Source organism: Streptomyces sp. NPDC086787, from assembly GCF_044745865.1.
Classification (GTDB): domain Bacteria; phylum Actinomycetota; class Actinomycetes; order Streptomycetales; family Streptomycetaceae; genus Streptomyces.
The window spans coordinates 393,516-413,240 of sequence record NZ_JBIVBC010000004.1 but is presented as its reverse complement, the minus strand read 5'-3'; the positions used below and the strand labels follow the sequence as shown (position 1 = coordinate 413,240).

General features: G+C 71.5%; 16 protein-coding genes. 11 read left to right on the top strand and 5 right to left on the bottom strand.

Annotation, left to right across the window (positions count from 1 at the left end):
* Nucleotides 1-25 precede the first annotated feature (25 nt).
* Genes meaB through ACIPK3_RS13940 form a run of 3 tightly spaced genes read right to left on the bottom strand, consistent with a single transcriptional unit; the run spans nucleotide 26 to nucleotide 4,995 of the window.
* A complete protein-coding gene (gene meaB / locus ACIPK3_RS13950) occupies nucleotides 26-1,006 on the bottom strand; it encodes a methylmalonyl Co-A mutase-associated GTPase MeaB (RefSeq protein WP_402569332.1) in 981 nt (326 codons plus the stop codon).
* 6 nt (nucleotides 1,007-1,012) lie between these two features.
* Nucleotides 1,013-3,187, bottom strand: coding sequence for a methylmalonyl-CoA mutase (gene scpA, locus ACIPK3_RS13945; RefSeq protein WP_402569330.1), 2,175 nt, complete (start codon nucleotides 3,185-3,187; stop codon nucleotides 1,013-1,015).
* Entirely contained in the window at nucleotides 3,187-4,995 is a 1,809-nt protein-coding gene (locus ACIPK3_RS13940) for a methylmalonyl-CoA mutase family protein (protein ID WP_402569329.1), read from the bottom strand. The genes scpA and ACIPK3_RS13940 overlap by 1 nt, the downstream gene beginning before the upstream one ends.
* Before the next feature lie 222 nt (nucleotides 4,996-5,217).
* Here ACIPK3_RS13940 and ACIPK3_RS13935 point away from each other — a divergent pair, with 222 nt between their 5' ends.
* The 9 genes from ACIPK3_RS13935 to ACIPK3_RS13895 all read left to right on the top strand — a co-directional run bounded on the left by ACIPK3_RS13935 (nucleotide 5,218) and on the right by ACIPK3_RS13895 (nucleotide 15,110).
* Nucleotides 5,218-5,607 carry a cell division protein SepF gene (locus ACIPK3_RS13935; RefSeq protein ID WP_402569327.1) on the top strand — a complete coding sequence of 130 codons (390 nt, stop codon included), beginning with the start codon at nucleotides 5,218-5,220 and terminating at the stop codon, nucleotides 5,605-5,607.
* 80 nt (nucleotides 5,608-5,687) lie between these two features.
* On the top strand, nucleotides 5,688-6,869 hold the full coding sequence (locus ACIPK3_RS13930; RefSeq protein WP_402569325.1) for an AAA family ATPase: 1,182 nt from the start codon (nucleotides 5,688-5,690) through the stop codon (nucleotides 6,867-6,869).
* Nucleotides 6,866-7,201 carry a nucleotide pyrophosphohydrolase gene (locus ACIPK3_RS13925; RefSeq protein ID WP_402569324.1) on the top strand — a complete coding sequence of 112 codons (336 nt, stop codon included), beginning with the start codon at nucleotides 6,866-6,868 and terminating at the stop codon, nucleotides 7,199-7,201. Before ACIPK3_RS13930 ends, ACIPK3_RS13925 begins: the two co-directional genes overlap by 4 nt.
* Before the next feature lie 187 nt (nucleotides 7,202-7,388).
* Complete coding sequence (locus ACIPK3_RS13920) at nucleotides 7,389-7,859, top strand: DUF6099 family protein (protein WP_402569322.1); 471 nt, start codon at nucleotides 7,389-7,391, stop codon at nucleotides 7,857-7,859.
* Between the two features lie 82 nt (nucleotides 7,860-7,941).
* The gene (locus ACIPK3_RS13915) at nucleotides 7,942-8,865 is read left to right on the top strand and encodes an LLM class F420-dependent oxidoreductase (RefSeq protein WP_402569320.1); all 924 of its coding nucleotides are present in this window, start codon (nucleotides 7,942-7,944) and stop codon (nucleotides 8,863-8,865) included.
* 189 nt (nucleotides 8,866-9,054) lie between these two features.
* On the top strand, nucleotides 9,055-10,017 hold the full coding sequence (locus ACIPK3_RS13910; protein WP_402569318.1) for a hypothetical protein: 963 nt from the start codon (nucleotides 9,055-9,057) through the stop codon (nucleotides 10,015-10,017).
* Between the two features lie 2 nt (nucleotides 10,018-10,019).
* Entirely contained in the window at nucleotides 10,020-10,949 is a 930-nt protein-coding gene (locus tag ACIPK3_RS13905; RefSeq protein ID WP_402569316.1) for a DUF4232 domain-containing protein, read from the top strand.
* A gap of 109 nt (nucleotides 10,950-11,058) precedes the next feature.
* Nucleotides 11,059-12,567 (top strand): 3' terminal RNA ribose 2'-O-methyltransferase Hen1, encoded by a 1,509-nt coding sequence (locus ACIPK3_RS13900; protein ID WP_402569314.1) that lies wholly within the window; start codon nucleotides 11,059-11,061, stop codon nucleotides 12,565-12,567.
* Nucleotides 12,564-15,110, top strand: a complete 2,547-nt coding sequence (locus ACIPK3_RS13895) for a polynucleotide kinase-phosphatase (protein WP_402569312.1) — start codon at nucleotides 12,564-12,566, stop codon at nucleotides 15,108-15,110. The genes ACIPK3_RS13900 and ACIPK3_RS13895 overlap by 4 nt, the downstream gene beginning before the upstream one ends.
* A gap of 49 nt (nucleotides 15,111-15,159) precedes the next feature.
* Here ACIPK3_RS13895 and ACIPK3_RS13890 read toward each other — a convergent pair whose 3' ends face one another.
* Nucleotides 15,160-16,059, bottom strand: coding sequence for a hypothetical protein (locus ACIPK3_RS13890; RefSeq protein WP_402569310.1), 900 nt, complete (start codon nucleotides 16,057-16,059; stop codon nucleotides 15,160-15,162).
* Nucleotides 16,056-17,138, bottom strand: a complete 1,083-nt coding sequence (locus tag ACIPK3_RS13885; protein WP_402569308.1) for an SPFH domain-containing protein — start codon at nucleotides 17,136-17,138, stop codon at nucleotides 16,056-16,058. The genes ACIPK3_RS13890 and ACIPK3_RS13885 overlap by 4 nt, the downstream gene beginning before the upstream one ends.
* Nucleotides 17,139-17,275: 137 nt before the next feature.
* Between ACIPK3_RS13885 and ACIPK3_RS13880 the strand changes: the two genes are divergently transcribed.
* Nucleotides 17,276-18,502, top strand: coding sequence for an arginine deiminase (locus ACIPK3_RS13880; RefSeq protein WP_402569306.1), 1,227 nt, complete (start codon nucleotides 17,276-17,278; stop codon nucleotides 18,500-18,502).
* Nucleotides 18,503-18,639: 137 nt separating this feature from the next.
* Nucleotides 18,640-19,671: an ornithine carbamoyltransferase gene (gene argF / locus ACIPK3_RS13875; RefSeq protein WP_402569304.1), complete on the top strand. Its 1,032-nt coding sequence runs from the start codon at nucleotides 18,640-18,642 to the stop codon at nucleotides 19,669-19,671.
* Nucleotides 19,672-19,725 lie beyond the last annotated feature (54 nt).

Below are 19,725 nucleotides of genomic sequence, written 5' to 3'. Positions count from 1 at the left end.
ACGGACCGGTTCCCGTCCTCTACGTCTACGTCCCGAACGCCCGCAGGATGCGTTCCGCCGCGAGCGTCGCCGTCAAGGAGCCCTCCCTGACCTGCTGCTCCAGGCGGGGCGCTGCCTCCCGTACCGCGGGATCGGCGTGCAGGCGCCCCAGCAGTTCGTCGCGGACCATCGACCAGGTCCAGCCGACCTGCTGGTCACGCCGCTTGGCGGCGAGGCGGCCGGTCGAGTCGAGGAGCGTGCGGTGCTGTTCCAGACGTTCCCAGACGACGTCCAGACCGATGGACTCGCGGGCACTGCAACTGAGCACCGGGGGAGTCCAGAAGGCGTCCTTGCCGTGCATCAGCCGTAGCGCGCCCGCGAGTTCACGGGCGGCCGCACGGGCATCACGCTCGTGCGGGCCGTCCGCCTTGTTCACCGAGATCACGTCGGCCAGTTCCAGGACACCCTTCTTGATGCCCTGCAACTGGTCACCGGTGCGGGCCAGGGTGAGCAGCAGGAAGGAGTCGACCATGTCGGCGACCGCCGTCTCGGACTGGCCGACGCCTACCGTCTCCACGAGGATCACGTCGTAACCGGCCGCCTCCATCACGACCATCGACTCACGCGTCGCCTTGGCCACCCCGCCGAGCGTGCCCGCGCTGGGGGAGGGGCGGACGAACGCCGCCGGATCCACGGCGAGGCGCTCCATCCGGGTCTTGTCACCCAGGATGGAGCCCCCGGTACGGGTGGACGAGGGGTCCACGGCGAGCACCGCCACCCGGTGGCCCTGCGAGGTCAGCAGCGTGCCGAACGCGTCGATGAACGTCGACTTGCCCACGCCCGGCACCCCGCTGATGCCGATCCGTCGCGCCCGCCCGCTGTGCGGAAGCAGCTCGGTGAGCAACTCCTGTGCCAGCGCCCGGTGCTGCGGCCGGGTGGACTCGACGAGCGTGATGGCGCGAGCCACGACCGCCCGCTTCCCGTCGAGCACACCCTTCACATACGTGTCGAGATCGATCGCCGCCATGAGGCCCTACAGATCGTGGCCGAGGTCGGCCGACAGCCGCTTGACCAGATCGTGGGCCGCGTCCGGGATCACCGTCCCGGGCGGGAACACGGCCGTGGCGCCCATCTCCAGCAGCGTCGGCACGTCCTGCGGCGGGATCACCCCGCCGACCACGATCATGATGTCCGCCCGGCCCTCGTCGGCGAGCTTCTCGCGCAGCGCCGGTACGAGGGTGAGGTGACCGGCGGCCAGCGAGGACACGCCGACCACGTGGACGTCCGCCTCGACCGCCTGCCGGGCGACCTCCTCCGGCGTCTGGAACAGCGGGCCGACGTCGACGTCGAAACCGAGGTCGGCGAAGGCGGTCGCGATCACCTTCTGCCCGCGGTCGTGGCCGTCCTGGCCCATCTTGGCGACCAGGATGCGCGGCCGCCGCCCCTCGGCGTCCTCGAAGGCGTCCACCAGAGCCCGGGTGCGGTCCACGGACGGGGACTCGCCTGCTTCGTTGCGGTACACCCCGGAGATGGTACGGATCTGACTCGCGTGCCGCCCGTACACCTTCTCCAGGGCGTCGGAGATCTCGCCGACGGTCGCCTTGGCGCGGGCCGCGCGCACGGCCAGCTCCAGCAGGTTCCCGTCGCCGTCCGCCGCCCGGGTCAGCGCGTCCAGCGCGTCCCGGCAGGCCATCTCGTCCCGCTCCGCGCGCAGCCGCCGCAGCTTCTCGATCTGCTGGGTGCGCACCGAGGAGTTGTCGACCTTCAGGACGTCGATCTGCTCGTCGCTGTCCACCCGGTACTTGTTGACGCCGATCACCGGCTGCCGCCCGGAGTCGATGCGGGCCTGCGTCCGCGCGGCCGCCTCCTCCACGCGCAGCTTCGGGATGCCGGCGTCGATGGCCTGCGCCATACCGCCGGCCTGCTCGACCTCCTGGATGTGCGCCCAGGCCTTGCGGGCGAGGTCGTACGTCAGCTTCTCCACGTAGGCGCTGCCGCCCCACGGGTCGATGGTCCGGGTGGTGCCGGACTCCTGCTGGATGAGCAGCTGAGTGTTGCGGGCGATGCGCGCCGAGAAGTCGGTGGGCAGCGCGAGCGCCTCGTCCAGGGCGTTGGTGTGCAGCGACTGGGTGTGCCCCTGGGTCGCCGCCATCGCCTCCACACAGGTGCGCGTGACGTTGTTGAACACGTCCTGCGCGGTCAGCGACCAGCCCGAGGTCTGCGAATGGGTGCGCAGCGAGAGCGACTTGGAGTTCTTCGGGTCGAACTGGCTGACCAGCTTGGCCCACAGCAGCCGGGCCGCCCGCATCTTGGCGATCTCCATGAAGAAGTTCATGCCGATCGCCCAGAAGAAGGACAGCCGCGGCGCGAACGCGTCCACGTCCAGGCCCGCCTCACGCCCCGCGCGGATGTACTCGACTCCGTCCGCGAGGGTGTACGCCAGCTCCAGATCGGCCGTCGCACCCGCCTCCTGGATGTGATAGCCGGAGATGGAGATCGAGTTGTAGCGCGGCATCCGCTGCGAGGTGTACGCGAAGATGTCGGAGATGATCCGCATCGACGGCTTCGGCGGATAGATGTACGTGTTGCGGACCATGAACTCCTTGAGGATGTCGTTCTGGATGGTCCCGGCCAGCTTCTCGGGCGGTACGCCCTGTTCCTCGGCAGCCACGATGTAGAGCGCCAGCACCGGCAGCACGGCGCCGTTCATCGTCATCGACACGGTCATCCTGTCCAGCGGAATCCCGTCGAACAGCTGCCGCATGTCGTAGATCGAGTCGATCGCCACGCCCGCCATGCCGACGTCACCGGTCACGCGCGGATGGTCGCTGTCGTAACCGCGGTGCGTGGGCAGGTCGAAGGCGACCGACAGGCCCTTCTGGCCGGCCGCCAGGTTGCGCCGGTAGAACGCGTTGGACTCCTCGGCGGTGGAGAAGCCCGCGTACTGGCGGATCGTCCAGGGCTGGTTGACGTACATCGTCGGGTAGGGGCCGCGCAGATACGGCGCGATGCCCGGGAAGGTACCCAGGAAGTCCAGGCCCTCCAGGTCACGGCCGGTGTAGAGCGGCTTGACGCCGATGCCCTCCGGGGTCTCCCAGAGCGGCTCCTCGGCGCCGGTGGCGCGCCCGACGGCCGTACGCCACTGTTCGGCATCGCCGTCGGCGACCGGGGTCCCCAGCTCGATGCCGGAGAAGTCGGGGATTCCCATCAGGACACTCCCATACGGTCAAGGGTCGCGGACAGCACGGCCACGGCGTCGCAGCCCGCGAAGACGTACGAGTCGACGCCCGGGTACTCGGCGGGGCGGCCCGCGAGGACCACGTGCCGGGCACCGGACGCCTTGAGCGACTGCGCCAGTTGCCCGGCCTGTTCCTCGTACAGCGCGTCGCTGGAACACAGCACGGCCTCGGTCGCGCCGCTCTCCTCGTAACTTCCCTCGGTGACCGGTTCGATGCCGCCCGCCTGGAAGAGGTTCGCGGCGAACGTCGCACGCGCGGTGTACGCGGCGGCCGGACCGATGGTGGCCACGAAGACCCGGGGGCGGGCGCCGGTGGCCGCGAGGTGCGCGTCCGAGCGGGCGCGCAGCTCCTCGTACGCCTCGTCGCGGCGCACCCGCGGCAGCCCGCCGGACGGCCCCTCGGGCGCGGGCGCGCGCTCCACGGCCTTCTCCGCGAGATGCGGGAACTCGCTGACCCCGGTGATGGGTTCACGCCGCTTGGCGAGCTTCTTGGAGCGCTCCGCCCAGGTCGTGGCCAGGTCCGTACGGATCCGGCCGGAGCGCAGCACGGCCGCCTGGCCGCCGTCCCGCTCGATCGACCGGAAGAACTCCCAGCCCGCGCGGGCCAGTTCGTCGGTGAGCGCCTCCACGTACCAGGAGCCGCCCGCCGGGTCGATCACCCGGGCCAGATGGGACTCCTCCACCAGGATCGTGGACGTGTTGCGGGCGATACGGCGGGCGAACGCGTCCGGCAGGCCGAGCGCGTGGTCGAACGGCAGCACGGTGACCGAGTCGGCGCCGCCGACCCCGGCCGCGAGCGTCGCCACCGTCGTGCGGAGCATGTTCACCCACGGGTCGCGCCGGGACATCATCACCGGCGAGGTGACCGCGTGCTGCGTCTGCGCACCGGCGCCCGGCGCCCCGCACACCTCGGCGACCCGCGCCCACAGCCGGCGCGCCGCGCGCAGCTTGGCGATGGTCAGGAACTGGTCGGCGGTGGCCGCGAAGCGGAACTCCACCTGTCCGCAGGCCTGTTCGATCGTGAGACCGGCCTCGGTCAGCTCACGCAGATAGGCCACACCGGTGGCCAGCGAGGCGCCGAGCTCCTGCGCGGCCGAGCCGCCGGCCTCGTGGTACGGCAGCGCGTCCACGGTCAGCGCGCGCAGCCCCGGATACGTCCCGGCGCATCGCGCGGCGAGTGCGGCGAACGGAGCGAACCCAAGGGCGCTGCCGGTACGGGCCTCGTGCCCGAGCGGGTCTGCGCCGAGGTTGCCGCGCACCGCCGTGGCGTCGACGCCGCGCTCCTCGTAGAGGGCGAGCAGCCGTGCCGCGGCCGCCTCGGTCTCCTCCCCGGCGTCCAGCACCACCGGCGCCAGGTCCAGGTACACGCCGTCGAGGGCGCGCGGGAGGTCGGCGACGGGGATCCCGCCCGAGCCCACGACCAGCCAGAGCGAGGTGACGCCGTTCTCCAGGTCGGCCAGTACGGACCCGTCCTCGATCGCCGCGTGCCGCTGCCGGACGTCCCAGCCGCCCGCGGTGCCGCCCTCCGGGCGGCCACCGCGCACGAACGGCGCGAAGCCGGGCAGGCCGGGATCGGGCGCGGTGTCGCGCGCCGTGTAGAGGGGGCGGGTGCGCAGCCCGTCCTCCAGCGTCGTGGACAGAGCGTCCTCAGCTGCCGCGCCCGAGACTTCCTTGCCCGACTTGCGCAGCACACCCTCGACAAGGCGTTGCCACTCTTCGTGTGTCGCGTCAGGGAACTCGGCGGCCAGTGAGAGCCCGTCGTCAGGCAGGACCGTCATGGCTCGGATGCTAGGCCAGTACGCTTGCGGGGCAGCAGCGGGGGGCCTGTGACGTTGCCCTCCTCAAGACTGTGACCTGCACCTCTCCGGTATGGTACGACCCTTTTGGGCGAACCTGCGACACGCCGGTCGCGCCTCGTGTCGGTGTTGGGCCGAACGGGTGACTTGGCGTAAGAATTGGCTGGTGCAGGGTTCGAGTGCGAGTCAGTTCAGGGGGATCCGGTGAGGCGCTACGACGTCACCGACGAGCAGTGGGAAGGGCTCGCCCAGGTCGTGCCGCTGAGAGGGCGTGACGCCTGGCCGTCCCAGGTCGGTCACCGCTCCCTCCCGGAGGCGGTGACCGAGACACGGCGCCGGTTCGTCGTCCTGCGCGTCAACGTGTTCGCCGACGCCCGGGACGTCGCCGAGACCCTCATGGCGGGCGCACCGGTCCTGCTCGACCTGTCCAGCGCGGAGACCGAGGTCGCCAAGCGCGTCCTGGACTTCAGCACCGGCGTGGTCTTCGGCCTCGCCAGCGGGATGCACCGGGTGGACCGGAACGTGTTCCTGCTGACCCCGCCCGGCACCGAGGTCAGCGGGCTCATGGACGGGGTCGGGCTCTCCGGGACGTGAGGATCCCTCGGTACCTCGATAGAAGGAAGCGAACTGCGCCGTAACGGTTCGCCCGGGTCGCGGAGTCCTACGGTCCGGATATGACCACCCCCTCCGCCCTCACTTCCTCCGGCGCGCTCCGGACCCCGGAACCGCCCTCGTCGGCGTGGCCGGGCCGGCCCCGGGTCACCGAGCTGCGGCTGTCCGCGTTCGCGGGACACCGGGCCGCCCGGTTCATGCTCGGGGCGTTCACCCTGTTCGCCGGGCCCAGCGGATCCGGCAAGTCGACGGCGCTCGGGGCGTACGAGGCACTCGCCCGGCTCGGCTCCGGGGCGACGCTCGCCGGGGTGTTCCCGGACCCGGCGGCCTGCGTGCCCGAGCGGGCCCGGCCCGATGCCCAGCACCGGCGCGGTTTCCGCATCGGCTGTACGACGGACGGTCCCGAAGGCCCGGTCCGGCTCGATGTCGCGGTCCAGGCGGAGCCGGAGCTGCGCATCGTGGGCGAGCGGCTGACGGCGGGCGGACTGGTGCTGCTGGAGACGGCCCTGCGCGACCCGGGGCGCCGCACCGTGCAGGCGGCCTGGCACACCGCCGGATCGGCGCCGGTGACCAGGGCGCCGCTCCCCGACGACCGCCTCGGCACTCCGCTGCTGCCGCTGCGCGTGGCAGGCAAGACGGACGGTCAGCGCCGGGTGCTGGCCGCTGCCGAGCAGACGGTGGTGGCCCTGCGTTCCGCCTTCGCCTGCGATCCGCGCCCCGACCGGATGCGCGCGGCCGTCCCGCTCGGCCCCGGCCTGCTCCGGCCGGACTGCGGCAATCTCGCCGAGGTCCTGTGGCGCACCCGCGCGGAGTGCGGCCGTCGGCACGCGCAGCTCGTCACAGCCGTGCGCGCCGGATGCGCGGGTCCCGTGGCCGACCTGACGGCCGAGGCGTGGGGCGACGGGACGGTCCGGGCGCTGCTCGACCGGGGCGAGGGGATCCGCACCGGCCTCGGCCGGCTGGGCGACGGCGAACTGCGTTACCTGGCGCTGGCGCTGGTGCTGCTCACGGGCCCCGGAGTCCTCGCCGTCGACGCGCCCCACGAGGTCCCCGACGCCCTGCGGACGCTCACGGTCCTCGCCGACGGCTTCGACCGCGCGCTGGACGGACGGCAGCGCACGGAACTGGTCCGGCTCGCCGGGCGGATGTGCGGACTCGGGCACATCCGCCTGCTCGGTGCGGTGAGTGACGGGTCGTGGGCCGCGGGGGCCGACGGGGTCACAGTGGTACACCTGGAGCCGTGACCGAACACCTGGACGTGGCGAAACTGCAGCGACGGCTGGCCGACTTCGCGGCCGCCCGGAACTGGGAGCGCTACCACACCCCCAAGAACCTCGCGTCCGCGCTGAGCGTGGAGGTCGCCGAACTGGTCGAGATCTTCCAGTGGTTGACGCCGGAGGAGTCGGCCCACGTCATGGCCGACCCCGAGACCGCCCACCGTGTGACGGACGAGGTCGCCGATGTGCTCGCCTACCTCCTCCAGCTGTGCGAGGTGCTCGACGTCGACCCGCTGGCCGCCCTGTCCGCCAAGATCGACCGTAACGAGCGGCGGTTCCCGGCACCGGGGAACACATGAGGAGTTGTGGATTCCGAAATCACTCTTCGGAGTCAAGACACCGTCCGAATCCCAATTGTTGTCCGCAGATTTCCGTCTTCCACTGGCTTTCCGTCTCAAACACCCTCACTCTGGGTAGTGAACCAGGGAGTTCGAGAGTTCGGGCGGAGAGCGTGCCACGAGCACGTCGGGCGGACGGGGACGGCCCATGGATGCGAAGCGGCTGATCGGGACCAGCAGAAGCGCCCTCGCGGACAGCGGCGACGCGCGGGGAATCCTGGAGGAGGTCTGGCAGGCCCAGGCCCTCGCCCAGGCCATAGGCAGCCGGCTGGCGGTCTCCGGGCCACCGGAACTGCGCGGCGAGGCACTCGGCCTGACCGAACTGGCCGGCCGGGGCTGCGGTGTTCTGGACACCCCGGACCTCGACCCGGGCGATCTCCGCGCCGCCCAGCTCACCGAGCTGGACGACGCCCGCGAGACCCTGCTCTGCCTCGGCGGCCTCCTGGGCGAGGTCGGCATGGCCCTGGTCGGCATGGCCAGCTCCGCCGACGACCAGTCGACGTACTGGCAGTGCATGGAGGCGATCGACGCCGCCGACGAGTCCCGCGACCGGGTGCGGGAGATGCTGCGCAAGCTCGCCGCCCGGGAGGCGGCGTTACCGGAGAGCGAGGTGGGTTGAGCGACGTGGGGTAGGGGAGGAGGCGCAGACGCGCGGGAGCGCCGGGGGGCACGACCCACCCCGTGGCGTGCAGGATGGACGCATGGATCTTCGAATCTTCACCGAGCCCCAGCAAGGGGCGACCTACGACACCTTGCTCACCGTGGCGAAGGCCACCGAAGACCTCGGGTTCGACGCCTTCTTCCGCTCGGACCACTATCTCCACATGGGCGACGTGAGCGGTCTGCCCGGCCCCACCGACGCCTGGATCACCCTCGCCGGACTGGCCCGCGAGACCAAGCGCATCCGCCTCGGCACGCTCATGACCGCCGCCACCTTCCGGCTGCCGGGCGTGCTCGCCATCCAGGTCGCCCAGGTCGACCAGATGTCCGGCGGCCGGGTCGAACTCGGCCTGGGCGCAGGCTGGTTCGAGCAGGAGCACAAGGCGTACGGCATCCCGTTCCCGAAGGAGAAGTTCGACCGGCTTGAGGAGCAACTGGCGATCGTCACCGGGCTGTGGGCGACGGAGACCGGCAAGACCTTCGACTTCCACGGCGAGCACTACGACCTCACCGCGTCGCCCGCCCTCCCCAAGCCCACCCAGCCCAGGGTCCCGGTCCTGATCGGTGGTCACGGCGCCACCCGCACGCCCCGGCTGGCCGCGCAGTACGCGGACGAGTTCAACATGCCGTTCTCCTCGGCCGAGGACAGCGAGCGGCAGTTCGGGCGGGTCCGCGCAGCCGCCGAGGCGCACGGCCGTGACCCCGGTGAACTGGTCCTCTCCAACGCCCTCGTCGTCTGTGTCGGCGCCGACGACCAGGAAGTCGCCCGCCGGGCCGCCGTCATCGGCCGTGAGGTCGACGAACTCAAGGCCAACGGCCTGGCCGGCTCCCCGGCCGAGGTCGTCGACAAGATCGGCAGGTATGCCGAGGCCGGCTCCCAGCGAATCTATCTCCAGGTCCTGGACCTGTCCGACCTCGACCACCTGGAGCTGATCTCCGGTCAGGTGCAGTCGCAGCTGTCGTAGCACCCGGCGCACCGGGCGCGCCCGCCCATGCGAGAGTCCCTTCGGCCTCATCGGATCGAGGCCGAAGGGACGCCCCGGAGATCACGGAAGCGACACAATGTGCTACAGCTGTGGGGTTGTGGTGGCGGAACTGTGGGCTCCATCACGGCGCACATGATCCGCGACTGATCGTATGACCGGGTGCGTAAAATGCTCCCTCTCACTGTCACCGGCCTGCTGGCCCTGTCGGCCTGCCAGCTCGTCGGCCAGGACGACGCCGCCTCCGACAAGGCCGGCCGTCTGAACACCCTGACGGCGTCCCCGCTCCACGCCTACATGGTGGACTCCTCGTCGGACGAGGTGAAAATCGTCAATTCGGCGGAGTGGATCCTCGCGAAGAAGTGCATGCTCCGGCTCGGCTTCGAGGGCTTCGTGGCGTTCAACCCGAAGACCGTCGAGTCGACATACTCGGTGCGGCAGGGGGACGTTTCGAGCCGTGACACGACCGACGACGACAAGCCGTACGGAGTCGACGATCCCGACCTGGCCGCCGAGCACGGCTACCGCGGCGACGGCAAGAGCGCGGAGCAGTCCTCCCAGCCGCAGGAGTGGCCGACCGATCAGTACCTGGCTCTCACCGGCGAGTTCGACAAGGGCGAGAGCCATCGTGCCCATGGGCACCCCATTCCCGAGCACGGTTGCCTGGGAGAGGCCGGGCGGCAGCTCGTCGGCCCCGAGCCCAAGGCGACGAAGGTCAACGGGGTGACGGTCCCCGGCTTCGCACTCCCTTATCAACTCTGGTACGAGTCCCGCAAGGAGGGGGAGAAGGACCCGGCCTGGAAGAAGGCCGATCACGCCTGGTCGGAATGCATGAAGGACGAGGGCTTCCGGTACGACAGCCCCTTCGACGCCATGGTGGACAGCGCCTGGATCGTGCCGGACCGGCCGTCCGCCAAGGAGAAGAAGGCAGCGGCCGCCGATGCCCGGTGCAAGCTCGACACCGACTACATCGACACCGTCCACAAGGTCCAGACCCGCGTCCAGAAGTCGCTCATCAGCAAGAACAAGAAGGGTCTGGACGCCCTGCGCGCGATGCAGACGCGGGCCGTGAAGAACGCGCAGGCGATCGTGGCTAAGGACGCGAAAGACGCTAAGGACGCGAAGGAGTCGTGACGATGGCGGCCCACACCCCGCGCCCCCTCCGCACCACCTGCGCCGCGGTGACCGCCGTCGCCGCGGCCGCCGTCCTCGTCCTCACCGGCTGCGGCAGGGAGACGACCGGTGCGCCGGGGGCCGCGGGCACCGGGCCGGGGTGCCCGTCGGCCGGCCCCCGGGACGGCACGCCCAAGGACGGTGTGCGCATCACGAGCCTGTCGGGTACGGCGTCCGGCCACGGCAAGGGCTGCGGGACCGGCGTCTCCTCCGTCGCCTTCTCGGTCACCAACGCGTCCAGCACCCCGATGACCTACACGGTCACCCTCGGCTTCCGCTCCGCCTCCGGCGGAGCCGTCTCCACCGTCACGAAGACCGTCACCGCGGTCCCGCCGGGGCGGACGGTCACGGCGACCGCCGCCCCCGGGGAACTGCCCCCGACCGCACCGCGCATGACGGACGTCTCGATCGAGAAGGTGCGCGGCATCCCCACCGCCGAAACCCCCTCGTCGGGCGGCTCCTGCCCGCCCTCCGGGGTGCACCTTTACGCCGACCAGGGCGACGCCGCCATGGGACTGCGCGTGGTGAGTCTGCACCTGGAGAACTGCGGCACGCACGCCTACCGTCTGAACGGCCGCCCCACGCTCCAGATCCTCGACGCCGGGCACGACCCCGTCCCCGGCGTGCGCATCGTGCGCGGCGAGGACATCGCCACCGCCACCGGCGCCGACGGCACCCCCCGCCCCCTCACCCTCAACCCGGGCGAGCGCGCCTACGCCGTCCTCACCTGGCGCAACACCACCGAGGCCGGAAACCCCGTCAACGCGCCTTATACGCGAGTGTGGGCCAAGCCCGGCGCCCGCCCGGTCGTGGTGACACCGGAACTCGACCTCGGCACCACGGGCAGGCTCGGCGTGGGCCCGTGGAAGAGGGCAACGGACACCGGCCGGTAGGGGAGAGCCGGGAAGAACGAGGGAGAAGAGGGCAGAACAGGGGAGAACAGGGAACCGTCACGGCAAAACCGCTGGTCGGATCCGTGCCGCACAGGAGAGACTCGGACGCGTGTTCCTGACGATATCCACGAGCGGCACCGCCGCCCAGCCCGCCACCGACCTCGGTTTTCTGCTGCACAAGCACCCCGGCAGAGCGCAGAGGTTCTCCACCTCCTACGGCACCGCGCACGTCTTCTACCCACAGGCGGACGCCGACCACTGCACGGCCGCGCTGCTCCTGGAGGTCGATACGGTCGCGCTGGTCCGCCGTGGCAAGGGCAAGGGCCGTGGCGGAGCACCGGACGCGGCACTCGCCCAGTATGTCAACGACCGCCCCTACGCGGCCTCCTCGCTGCTCGCGGTCGCCCTCAGCACCGTGTTCTCCAGCGCCCTGCGCGGTGTGTGCACCGCCCGCCCGGAGCGGGCCGCCGCACCCCTGCCGCTGCGCGTCGAGGTGCCCGCGCTGCCCGCCCGTGGCGGCCCGGATCTCGTACGGGGACTGTTCGAACCGCTCGGCTGGACCGTCACCGCCGAGCCGGTCGCACTCGACACCGAGTTCCCGCAGTGGGGCGACTCGCGGTACGTCCGTCTCGTCCTGGAGTCGGAGCGGCTGACCCTCGCCGAGGCGCTGCGCCACCTGTATGTGCTGCTGCCCGTCCTGGACGACGCGAAGCACTACTGGGTCTCCTCCGACGAGGTCGACAAGCTGCTGCGCGCCGGTGAGGGCTGGCTGTCCACGCACCCCGAGCAGAAGCTCATCACCAGCCGCTACCTTTCCCGCCGCTGGTCCCTGACCCGGCAGGCGATGGAGCAGCTGGAAATGGTGCGCCTGGCCGAGACCGACGACAGCGAGGTCGAGTCGATCGACAACGCGGTCGAGGAGGAGGCGGAGACCGAGGAGCGGCCGACACCGCTCGCCGCGCAACGCCGGGAGGCGATCCTCGCCGCGCTGCGCGAGTCGGGCGCCGCCCGCGTGCTCGACCTCGGCTGCGGTCAGGGCGAGCTGGTGCGGGAGCTGCTGAAGGACGTGCGGTTCACCGAGATCGTCGGCGTCGACGTGTCCGTGCGCGCGCTCACCATCGCCTGCCGGCGGCTCAAGCTGGACCGCATGGGGGAGCGGCAGGCGGCCCGCGTCGAGCTCGTCCAGGGCTCTCTCGCCTACACCGACAACCGGCTCAAGGGATATGACGCCGCCGTGCTCAGCGAGGTGATCGAACACCTCGACCTGCCCCGGCTGCCCGCCCTGGAGTACTCCGTGTTCGGGCACGCCCGCCCGCGCACGGTCCTCGTGACCACCCCGAACGTCGAGTACAACGTCCGCTGGGAGACCCTGCCCGCCGGACACGTACGGCACGGCGACCACCGCTTCGAGTGGACCCGCGAGGAGTTCCGCGCCTGGGCGGCGGCCGTCGCCGAACGGCACGGCTACGAGGTCGGATTCCGGCCCGTCGGCCCGGACGACCCCGAGGTCGGCCCACCCACCCAGATGGCCGTCTTCCACCGAGACGACCACCCCGAGAAGCACACCGAGCACACCGAGCACGTCGGCAACACGGAAAAGGAGGCGAAGGCGGCATGACCGAGAACCAGACCCCCACGGGACGGACCCTCCCCGTCACCGACCTGTCCCTCGTCGTCCTCGTCGGCGCCTCCGGCTCCGGCAAGTCCACCTTCGCCCGCAGGCACTTCAAGCCCACCGAGGTGATCTCCTCCGACTTCTGCCGCGGTCTGGTCTCCGACGACGAGAACGACCAGGGCGCGACCAAGGACGCCTTCGACGTCCTGCACTACGTCGCGGGCAAGCGACTGGCCGCCGGCCGCCGCACCGTCGTGGACGCCACCAGCGTGCAGCAGGACAGCCGACGTCAGCTGATCGACCTGGCGAAGAAGCACGACGTGCTGCCCATCGCCATCGTGCTCGACGTGCCCGAGGAGGTGTGCGCCGAGCGCAACGCGGCCCGCACCGACCGCGCCGACATGCCCCGCCGGGTGATCCAGCGGCACATCCGCGAACTCCGCCGCTCGCTGAGGCAACTGGAGCGCGAGGGCTTCCGCAAGGTGCACGTGCTGCGCGGAGTGGCGGAGGTCGAGGGCGCCACCGTCGTCACCGAGAAGCGGTTCAACGACCTGACCCACCTCACCGGACCCTTCGACATCATCGGCGACATCCACGGCTGCGCGTCCGAACTGGAGTCGCTGCTGGGCAAGCTGGGCTATGCCGACGGCGTGCACCCCGAGGGCCGTACGGCCGTGTTCGTCGGCGACCTGGTGGACCGCGGCCCCGACTCCCCGGGCGTGCTGCGCCGGGTGATGTCCATGGTCGGGTCGGGCAACGCGCTGTGCGTGCCCGGCAACCACGAGAACAAGTACGGCCGTCACCTCAAGGGCCGCAAGGTCCAGCACACCCACGGGCTCGCCGAGACCATCGCGCAGATGGATGAGGAGAGCGAGGAGTTCAGGGCCGAGGTGCGCCGCTTCCTGGACGGGCTGGTCAGTCACTACGTCCTCGACGGCGGCAAGCTGGTCGTCTGCCACGCGGGCCTGCCCGAGAAGTACCACGGCCGCACCTCCGGGCGGGTGCGCTCGCACGCCCTGTACGGCGAGACCACCGGTGAGACCGACGAGTTCGGGCTGCCGGTGCGCTACCCGTGGGCCGAGGACTACCGGGGCCAGGCCGCCGTCGTCTACGGCCACACCCCGGTCCCGGACGCCACCTGGCTGAACAACACCATCTGCCTGGACACCGGCGCCGTGTTCGGCGGCAAACTGACGGCGCTGCGCTGGCCGGAACGCCAACTGGTCGACGTAGCGGCCGAGCAGGTCTGGTACGAGCCGACCAGGCCGCTGCGCGCCGAGGCGCCCGGCGGCCAGGACGGACGGCCGCTGGACCTCGCGGACGTGCACGGCCGACGGGCCGTGGAGACACGGCACGCGGGCCGGGTCGCGGTGCGCGAGCAGAACGCGGCCGCCGCCCTGGAGGTCATGAGCCGGTTCGCGGTCGACCCGCGCCTGCTGCCGTACCTGCCGCCGACCATGGCGCCCACGGCCACCTCGCGGGTGGACGGCTATCTGGAGCACCCGGTCGAGGCCTTCGCGCAGTACGCGGCGGACGGCGTCGCGCGGGTCGTGTGCGAGGAGAAGCACATGGGCTCCCGGGCGGTGGCCCTGGTGTGCCGGGACGCGGAGGCGGCACGCACCCGGTTCGGTGTGGAGGGCCCCACGGGCTCGCTGTACACCCGCACCGGACGGCCGTTCCTCGACGACGAGAAGGTGACCGAGGAGATCCTCGGCCGGCTGCGCACGGCCATCGCCGACGCCGGGCTGTGGGACGAACTCGCCACGGACTGGCTGCTGCTGGACGCCGAGCTGATGCCCTGGTCGCTGAAGGCGTCCGGACTGCTGCGCTCGCAGTACGCCGCGGTGGGCGCCGCCTCCGGTGCGGTGTTCCCCGGTGCGCTGGACGCCCTGGACAGCGCGGCGGCGCGCGGTGTGGACGTCACGGAGCTGCTGTCCCGGCAGCGTGAACGCGCCGCCGACGCGGCCGCGTTCACCGACGCCTACCGACGCTACTGCTGGACCACCGACGGTCTCGAGGGGGTGCGCCTCGCGCCGTTCCAGATCCTCGCCGTGCAGGGCCGCAGCCTCGCCGCGCTGCCGCACGACGAGCAACTGGCGCTGATCGACCGGATGGTGGAGCACGACGGCACCGGACTGCTCCAGACCACCCGCCGGCTGTACGTCGACACCGGCGACCCGGAGTCGGTGCGCGCGGGTGTCGACTGGTGGCTGGAGATGACCGGGCGCGGCGGTGAGGGCATGGTGGTCAAACCGGTCGGGGCGGTGGTCCGGAGCACGGAGGGCCGACTGGTCCAGCCGGGCATCAAGTGCCGCGGCCGCGAGTACCTGCGGATCATCTACGGCCCGGAGTACACCCGGCCGGACAACCTGGCCCGGCTGCGGCAGCGGTTCCTGAACCACAAGCGGTCGCTGGCCATCCGCGAGTACGCCCTCGGCCTCGAGGCCCTGGACCGGCTCGCGGAGGGGGAGCCGTTGTGGCGGGTGCACGAGGCGGTGTTCGGGGTTCTGGCACTGGAGTCGGAGCCGGTCGACCCGCGGCTGTGACCTCGCTGACGCCCCGCCCGACGCACCTCCCGGTGCGGCGGGCGGGGCGTCAGCCGACCAGCCGCAGCCGCTGTCCGCACACCCCGATCCGTACCGTCTGACCCCAGGTGAGTTCCAGCGCGTCGCTCTCGATCCCGTCGCCGAAGGCGGTCAGCCGGTCGGACTCGACGGTGACCGACAGGGCTGCGGAGGACGGGAGTTCACCCGCCACCAGTGAGGTGCCGGTGGCCGGGGACGGCCAGGCCTCCCGTACGAACCACAGGAGCCGGTCCTCGGTGGGGGAGGGCAGCGTCAGGCGGCTGGCCCGCTCCTGCCACACCGACCGGAGCCATCCGGTGGCGCCCGTCCCGGTCCCCACCAGCACACCCGACGACGCCTGGGTCTCCACGGCGCCCCCGTCGCCGTGGAGACCCAGGCGGTAGCGGGCCGTCTGGTGCCCGGTCGCGCCGAGATAGATCTCGTTGAGCGCCACCAGCCGCTGTGTGTCGTCCGCGACAGCCTCGACCATGGTGAGTTCGTCGACGCAGGTGCTCCGGGTGAGGGCGGCCGGCAGCAGGGTCCCGGCGTCCGTGGGCCGGTGCCGTACGAGCACGCCGGTGTTGCGGCCGGGATCGGCGTCGATGCCGACGACCGGCTGGCCCGCGAGGTACTTGGCGGCGTTGGCCACCAGCCCGTCCTGGCCCACCACGACCACCACGTCCTCGGGCGCGAACAGAAACCGGTGCAGGTCGGACCGCTCCACCTGGCTCTGCCGCCAGGACAGCGGCACCGCCGAGGCGACCTCGGCGAGCGCCCGGCGGGCACGCTGGTGGCGCTCGGCGACCTCGGCGATGTCCCGGCCGCGGGAGGCGAGGAAGAACGCGGCCTGGCCGTGTGTGCCGTGCCGGGCCACCAGTTCCTCGTACTCGGAGGTGCGATGGACCAGCACGGCACGCGGGGCCAGGCTCACTGCGCGTCTCCCGGGCCGCCGAGCCTGGCCAGCAGGCCGGTGAGCACGTCCGGCGACAGGGTCACGCTGTCGATCCGGGGCAGGTTCTCCGCGAGCCGGGTCGCGGTGAGGGCGTGCAGCGTCGCGGCGCCGTCGACTCCGGCGTCCGCGTGCGCCCGCAGCCACGCGGCCTGGGCCTGCGCCCGCGCCTCGCCGACCTCGCGCGCGCCCTCGGCCTCGGCGCGGGCGAGCCGGAGTGCGCGGTCCGCCTCGGCCTCGGCGAGTCTCACCGACCGGTCCGCCTCCGCCTTGGCGAGCCGGACCGTCCGGTCCGCCTCGGCCTGTGCGCGCACCGCGTCCGCCGCCGCGTGCTCCTCCGCCTCACGGCGGGCGTTCGTGCCGCGCTGGTCGACCAACTGCTCTTCGCGCCTGGCCAGTTCGATCTGGCTGGCCAGCTCGTTCTCGGCGATGGCGCGTTCCCGCTCGACGGCCACGGCCCGCCGTTCGTAGGTGGCCCGGTCGGCCTCCTGCTGGATCTGCTCGCGGGCCGGAGTGCGCAGCGCCCGCTCCACCTCGGGCTCGGGCCTGAGCGCCACCACGCGGACCGCGACCACCTCGATGCCGGTGGCCGGCAGCCGGGGCTCGGTGCCCAGTCCCTCGGCGACCCGCTCCCGCACCGAGCTCACCCCGTCGACCAGCGCCGCCGACAGCGGTGTGCGGGCCAGCACGGCAAGCGCGTGCTGCTGGGCCGTCTCCGTGAGCAGCGTGCCCAGTTGCTCCAGCGGTGTGCCCCGCCAGCCGCCGGTGTCGGGGTCTATCGAGAAGTCCAGGCGGGCGGCGGCGACGGCCGGGTCGCTGATCCGGTAGGTGACCGTCGCCTGCACGGTCACGTCCTGGAAGTCGGAGGTGCGGGCGTGGAAGGCCATCGCCAGCTCCCGGTCGTCGACCGGTACCTCGGACAGCGCGGCGGTCAGCGGCCGGAACCAGAAGCTGAGGCCGGGCCCGTCGTGCGCGAGCTTCCCCGAGCGGTGGTGCCGTATGTGCGCCGTCGGAGCGCCGCGCAGATGACGCCATCCCAGGCGCCGGGTGATGTCGGCCATGGGGCCACCCCCTCGTTCCGTTTTCGTCATGTGGACGATAATGGAGAACTCTGATTTTCGTCAAGGAGACGAAAACAGAAGTCGCAGAAACGGTCGAGCCGGGGGTGAAGACGGTCGCCGATGGTCAGGATGGAGACATGGGATTCCATGTCGACTCCGAGGCCGGGCGGCTGCGCCGCGTCATCCTGCACCGGCCTGATCTAGAGCTCAAAAGGCTCACCCCCAGCAACAAGGACGCCCTCCTCTTCGACGACGTCCTGTGGGTGCGCCGCGCGCGCGCCGAGCACGACGGATTCGCCGACGTGCTGCGCGACCGCGGTGTCACCGTCCACCTCTTCGGTGACCTGCTCACCGAGGCGCTGGAGATCCCGAAGGCGAGGACGCTCGTCCTCGACCGGGTCTTCGACGAGAAGGAGTACGGCCCCCTGGCCACCGACCACCTCCGGGCGGCCTTCGAGGCCCTGCCCGCCGATGAGCTGGCCCAGGCGCTGGTCGGCGGCATGACCAAGCGGGAGTTCCTGGACGCCCACCCGGAGCCGACCTCCGTCCGCTTCCATGTGATGGACCTGGACGACTTCCTCCTGGGCCCGCTGCCGAACCACCTCTTCACCCGGGACACGTCCGCCTGGATCTACGACGGGGTGGCCGTCAACGCCATGCGCCTGCCCGCCAGGCAGCGCGAGGCCGTGCACTTCGAGGCGATCTACCGCTATCACCCGCTGTTCCTCGACGAGACGTTCCGGGTCTGGTCCGAGGGGCAGGCCGACTACCCGTCCACCATCGAGGGCGGCGACGTCCTGGTGATCGGCAACGGCGCCGTCCTCGTCGGCATGAGCGAGCGCACCACCCCGCAGGCCGTCGAGATGCTCGCCCACAAGCTGTTCGCGGCGGGCTCGGCCCGGACGATCATCGCGCTCGACATGCCCAAGCGGCGCGCCTTCATGCATCTCGACACCGTGATGACGATGGTCGACGGCGACACCTTCACCCAGTACGCGGGCCTCGGCATGCTCCGCTCGTACACCATCGAACCCGGCGCCGGGGAGAAGGAGTTGAAGGTCACCGACCATCCGCCGGAGCAGATGCACCGCGCGATCGCCGCCGCCCTCGGGCTCAGTGAGATCCGCGTCCTGACCGCCACCCAGGACGTGCACGCGGCCGAGCGTGAGCAGTGGGACGACGGCTGCAACGTCCTCGCCGTCGAACCCGGCGTCGTCGTCGCCTACGAGCGCAACTCCACCACCAACACACATCTGCGCAAGCAGGGCATCGAGGTGATCGAGATCCCCGGCAGCGAACTGGGCCGGGGCAGGGGCGGCCCGCGCTGCATGAGCTGCCCGGTGGAGCGTGAGCCTGTCCAGTAGCTCACAGTGATGCGTGACGCTCACGGTGATGTCTGAGTGCACAGCGACACATGCCGCCGTATAGAAATGTGGTCCATCGTATAGACTTCCAGTCGTTCCCCCGCCGTCCCGTGTCCCCGTCCCCCTGGAGCGCCCTCATGGCGACAGTCCCGACCGCCCTCGCCGGCCGCCACTTCCTCAAGGAGCTGGACTTCACCGAGGAGGAGTTCCGCGGCCTGGTCGAGCTGGCCGCCGAGCTGAAGGCCGCCAAGAAGGCGGGGACCGAGACGCGGTACCTCCAGGGCCGGAACATCGCGCTGGTCTTCGAGAAGACCTCGACGCGCACCCGCTGCGCGTTCGAGGTCGCGGCCGCCGACCAGGGCGCCTCCACGACGTATCTCGACCCCGCGGGCTCGCAGGTCGGCCACAAGGAGTCCGTCAAGGACACCGCCCGCGTCCTCGGCCGCATGTTCGACGCCATCGAATACCGCGGTCACGGCCAGGGCGTCGTGGAGGAGCTGGCCGCCCACGCCGGTGTCCCCGTCTACAACGGCCTCACCGACGAATGGCACCCCACCCAGATGCTCGCCGACGTGCTCACCATGACCGAGCACAGCGACAAGCCGCTGAACCGGATCGCCTACGCCTACCTCGGCGACGCCCGCTACAACATGGGCAACTCCTACCTCGTCACCGGCGCCCTGCTCGGCATGGACGTCCGTATCGTCGCCCCCCGGCTGCTCTGGCCGGCCGACACCGTCGTCCAGGTGGCCCGGCAGCTCGCCGAGACGTCCGGCGCCCGGATCACCCTCACCGAGGACGTGGCCGCGGGCGTGCGCGGCGCCGATTTCGTCGCCACCGACGTATGGGTGTCCATGGGCGAGCCCAAGGAGGTCTGGGACGAGCGCATAGCGCTGCTCGGCCCGTACGCCGTGACCATGGACGTGCTGCGCGCCACCGGAAACGCCGACGTGAAGTTCCTGCACTGCCTGCCCGCCTTCCACGACCTCGGCACCGCCGTGGGCCGCGAGATCCACGAGCGGCACGGTCTGACCGAACTGGAGGTCACCGACGAGGTGTTCGAGTCCGAGCACTCCGTCGTCTTCGACGAGGCGGAGAACCGTATGCACACCATCAAGGCAGTCCTGGTGGCCACCCTCACCCGGCCCACCACACACGACGTTGCCTGACGCCCCTCACCTCCCCTTATCCTGACCGGCGGCCCGGAGCCACCCCCTCCGCGG

Excerpts from the sequence above, each read along its gene's own strand:
- meaB (WP_402569332.1), bottom strand. The coding sequence starts at position 1,006 with ATGGCGGCGATCGATCTCGACACGTATGTGAAGGGTGTGCTCGACGGG.
- scpA (WP_402569330.1), bottom strand. The coding sequence starts at position 3,187 with ATGGGAATCCCCGACTTCTCCGGCATCGAGCTGGGGACCCCGGTCGCC.
- ACIPK3_RS13940 (WP_402569329.1), bottom strand. The coding sequence starts at position 4,995 with ATGACGGTCCTGCCTGACGACGGGCTCTCACTGGCCGCCGAGTTCCCT.
- ACIPK3_RS13930 (WP_402569325.1), top strand. The coding sequence starts at position 5,688 with ATGACCACCCCCTCCGCCCTCACTTCCTCCGGCGCGCTCCGGACCCCG.
- ACIPK3_RS13920 (WP_402569322.1), top strand. The coding sequence starts at position 7,389 with ATGGATGCGAAGCGGCTGATCGGGACCAGCAGAAGCGCCCTCGCGGAC.
- ACIPK3_RS13915 (WP_402569320.1), top strand. The coding sequence starts at position 7,942 with ATGGATCTTCGAATCTTCACCGAGCCCCAGCAAGGGGCGACCTACGAC.
- ACIPK3_RS13910 (WP_402569318.1), top strand. The coding sequence starts at position 9,055 with ATGCTCCCTCTCACTGTCACCGGCCTGCTGGCCCTGTCGGCCTGCCAG.
- ACIPK3_RS13905 (WP_402569316.1), top strand. The coding sequence starts at position 10,020 with ATGGCGGCCCACACCCCGCGCCCCCTCCGCACCACCTGCGCCGCGGTG.
- ACIPK3_RS13895 (WP_402569312.1), top strand. The coding sequence starts at position 12,564 with ATGACCGAGAACCAGACCCCCACGGGACGGACCCTCCCCGTCACCGAC.
- ACIPK3_RS13885 (WP_402569308.1), bottom strand. The coding sequence starts at position 17,138 with ATGGCCGACATCACCCGGCGCCTGGGATGGCGTCATCTGCGCGGCGCT.
- ACIPK3_RS13880 (WP_402569306.1), top strand. The coding sequence starts at position 17,276 with ATGGGATTCCATGTCGACTCCGAGGCCGGGCGGCTGCGCCGCGTCATC.
- argF (WP_402569304.1), top strand. The coding sequence starts at position 18,640 with ATGGCGACAGTCCCGACCGCCCTCGCCGGCCGCCACTTCCTCAAGGAG.